The sequence below is a fragment of the Candidatus Omnitrophota bacterium genome (genome assembly GCA_041653595.1).
In the GTDB taxonomy this organism is placed as follows: domain Bacteria; phylum Omnitrophota; class Gorgyraeia; order Pluralincolimonadales; family Pluralincolimonadaceae; genus Pluralincolimonas.
Genome location: JBAZFB010000043.1, coordinates 1 through 4,069 on the forward strand (window position 1 = coordinate 1; position 4,069 = coordinate 4,069).

Annotated in this window: 1 protein-coding gene; it reads right to left on the reverse strand. The window is 43.9% G+C overall.

The window, feature by feature from the left end:
* A partial coding sequence (locus WC317_08355; protein MFA5340132.1) for a sulfite exporter TauE/SafE family protein occupies positions 1–4,069 on the reverse strand: 4,069 nt, incomplete at both ends.

The window sequence follows — 4,069 nt, forward strand, 5'->3', positions numbered from 1 at the left end:
CCGAGGATATCGAACTCGTGGATATTTCCAGATCCTCGCCATTCAACGCGATCATTTTTTCCTGATCTACGCCGAGAGTGTTTAGTACGTATAAAATCATATTTTTAAGGTTGGACTGGGTATGAGCCGCGTATTTTTCTTTACCGCCCTCGGTACCGGAGGTCCTGTATTCTTTAATATCCTGGGATTCCTTGCTGGACGTGATAATTACTGTCTTATTTTTTGCGCCTGTTTCTTTGTCTTCTTTTACATATACCCTGGCAAATAATTTTTCTCCTGATTCATTATCTGTTATATAACCTGAGGATACCATTGTGCCCAGGTTTTCATCTACGGAATCGCCGAAGCCTATCCTGTTGAACGCCGCCTCAAAAGACTCTGATGCCAGATTACGGAAAAGCCGTATTCTCCAGTCGCTTTTTCTCGGCTCGCCTTTATTTTCATTGAGTTTCTCAAACAGATTCCCCAGGGAGGTTATGATCAAAATGCCCGCTGATCTAAGGAACGCCATGGAACCGAGTAAAGGAGTGGTTTGCATAAAAACAAACTCGCCGGATTTCGTCTCATACCAGCCTTTTTGATCACCCTGGTAATTCCATATCATGGAGAACACAAGCGATGTGCCTGAGCCGCCTGGTTCGCGCGTAAGCCGGTCAACAGCATAATCTTCCAGGGTCTGGAATACAGCGCGGTAAAATGCTTTTTCCAAAAGCCCGAAAAAGCTCAATTTCCCGGCTTGCCACGCGCCTACAAGGTTCTCATTCAGCCCAAGCGCGTCTTTTATTGCTCCCAGAGTAGAGTTATAAATGTCTTTAAGGACCTCCATTGTTTGCTCAATCACGTTTGTGGATACGGATAAAATCGTGGCCAGCGCGATTATGAAAACTTGCCCGAAATTCAGGTCCTTGAAGAAATTTTTATCAAATCCATTTATAGCCCAGAGGATAAGGGTAGTTACGCTGGCTGTCAAAAGTCCTTTGACTATCATATCGCCTATGGTAACGGTAGCTGCTTCAGCTGTTGCTTCGCCTGCGCCTCCTATCCAGTCCATAGTTTCCCCTAAGCCATATCCAACCCCTTGAGCCAATATAGATATGCCCCAACTTTTAAGGAAGTCCTGTAAAAACATGTCCCAACTTGCCTTATCAAAACCAAAGCGGATAGAATTCGCTAAATATGAGGTAAGGGTTGTAGCAAGCGCCACAAAGAATGCCACTACTACAATAGTCGCGATTGTCACGGCCGCGGAAACAGACATAACTGAAACAAGAATTGAGGCTAACAGAGGGCTGGTTGTTCCTGCGGTAAGGATTCCTGTGACAATCCCTGCTATAGCCACCGCAAGTATTGTAAGTATGCGGCCCAGCGTCCATTTCTGTTCATCCCATTTATTGGAGGTTGCTTCAGCCTGGCCTACTCTTATACCATTCTTATCGTAAGAAAACGTCGTTGTATCTGTCTGACCGCCATAGGCGTCATCTGTTTCCCAACTGGAAACAGTCGTGATCTTTACTATCACTCCTGTTGTCTTATCGCGCTCTATTTTAATGGTAGCTGACTGGTCAACACGATCCCCGTCGTCATTAATATACCAGCCGCTGGTGCCTATTACATCACCGTTTACGTCATATTTGAATTCCTTCCACGCGAGATCATGATGCTTGCCGCTTTGTTCTCTCAGGTCTTTTAAGCTTGAGCCTGAACCTCCCTGGGCGCCGTCACCTATCTGATAATATCCTGTTATCTGGCCGGCGCCATTATAAGTAATACTCCATCTCTGGAAATAATACCAGTAGCCGTTTACTGTGCCGCCTTCCCTGAAAGCCGCAAGCTTCATATGTGAATTATAGGCCATGTCTATCTGAACCGTATCGAACCAGACTTTGGTCATCTTCTCAGTGCCTTCTTCATAAGTTCCTATGACCGTCTCGAAGGTCACATAATCATCCCCGTTACCAAACCCATCCTCATATACATAACCAAGAAATTCACCCTGGTAATAGACCGCCCTTTTACCCGTCCCATCTGATTCACCTATGGTGCAATTTTCAAGCAGCCACTCTTCGCTTGTAGTGAAGATATCGATTATGTTGCCGTTTTCATAAGTATAACCTGGGTTCTCAAAATCATACCTATAGCCTGTAGTATGGCTCCATATTACTTCTCCGGCTGAATTATATTTATAGGTAACAACATTAAAATAAGGCAATCTTCCTTCAGGATCAACCCCGTGTTCAATATAACCAGATACATTACCGCTTTCATTGTAGAAAAATGTCTTTTCTGAGAAATATGCTACAGGGTGCAGGTGAATATCGTCCCCAACACCTTCCCAAACCCAGTTGCCGTCTACATATTTTTGTGTACTGACAGCTGAATAACTGTATACCAGCTGTCCAAATGCATTATATTTCATGCGGTAATCTTTACCGTCTTTCTCTAATATAAGATTGCCGGTAGCATCTTCTCCGTATACGCCTTCATAAGTTATATAATGCTGATTTAAAGGCGATTCGGCGCTGACATCAGCAGTGTTGCCTCTGCCAGTTCCAGTATTTCTTAATCTTGAACGCCCTTCGCCCCTTGTCTCAGGAGAAGATGCCGTATCATTTTTCCATGTCTCTGTCTTACGCGCTATTATCTGGCCGTATTCGTTATAGGTGATATTAGAGACTTTGTTTATAGTGACGAGCGTGCCTTCAGTAATCATTTCTGCATATCCGATAAGGCGGCCAAACTCATCATATTCGAGGTCTTCCTGATAAATAACAGTCGGATCATCTGAAGTGTTTATGGTTGGTATTTCCGACAGGTCGGTATTCTTCTTGAACCACTCCGCAGCCACTTTAAGCTTATTTTCATAAGATAAAGAATCCCAAAGATTAAAGCCAAGTACCTTATATTCAAAAGTGCGGCCGTTTGCAATGGCTGAACGCGCCAGGGCATTGGCTTTTTCCTCGTCCGAAAGCTGGGCCCATGCCTCAGGCGTATATTCAGCGCCTATCTTGTAGCTTGTTATATCCTGGGATTTTATTTTCCAGACGGTAACGCCGTTCGCCAGGGTTACAAGTTTATACTTGATGTTCCTGTGCTCATAATAAGTCCAGATGGAAGGCGTGGCGCTGGACCATATCTTTTCATCATAAGATATCAACTGGCCGTTCGAATATTTGGAATCTGTCCTTTCGGTAATAGTCTGTTCGTTAAGATTTATAGTGACTTCCGAGGTAAAGGCCTCTAAAGTTATGTCATTTGAAAGCTTGGCTTTCCCTCCCCACAGAACGCTTATTAACTGGTCCCGGGTAAGCTGATATTCTTTTACAGTCCCGTCTTTGGTTTTTATTTTAACTATTACGCTATCCATGCCCTTATTGCCGGAATCCTTGAACGCGTACATTACCAGTGCCTGCAGCCACATGGTCTCGGAAGATTCATTGGTGAGTTTATTGCCCTCGCCTTTATGCGAATTGTAATACTCCATTACGGCAATGGGATCCCAGCCCATATCTGCCATAAACTGGTTTATATCATACAGGTTCTCCACTGTTTTCCCGTTCCTGCGGAAATCAGTTACTGTTTTTTCAAGTTCCCCTGTAATAGCGTTGTAATAATTAGTGACCCTGGTTTCATTAACAACATAACATCTCTCGCCGTTGGAGCCTATTGTAAGGACCAGGAGCGTTTCGTGCTGTTCTTTTACCTTAGCCTGGCCCGCTATTATCTCAAAGGTAATCGTACCTGTAGGATCATCACTGCCCGCTATTACCATGTCGAATATTTTTTCGAGGGCGGCCCTTGTCATATTGTTCAGGCTGATTTCCTCGCTGAATTTTATATCTATCGCCGCATTCATGAGGTAATCTTTAAGGCTCGTTTTTGTGACAAAAGAAATCTGGCCATCCATGTTCCTGACCAAAGTGAATTCAAGCCCGAATATGCTTCCGAACGGTATTTCGCTTATAATATTGTCGACCTTTTGTTCAAAAGTGGTATTTTTATCCCATCCGTATTTCTGGGAAATAGCGTTATAATCAAGCCCGTTAGCCTTAAGGAATTTGCCCAGGAAAAT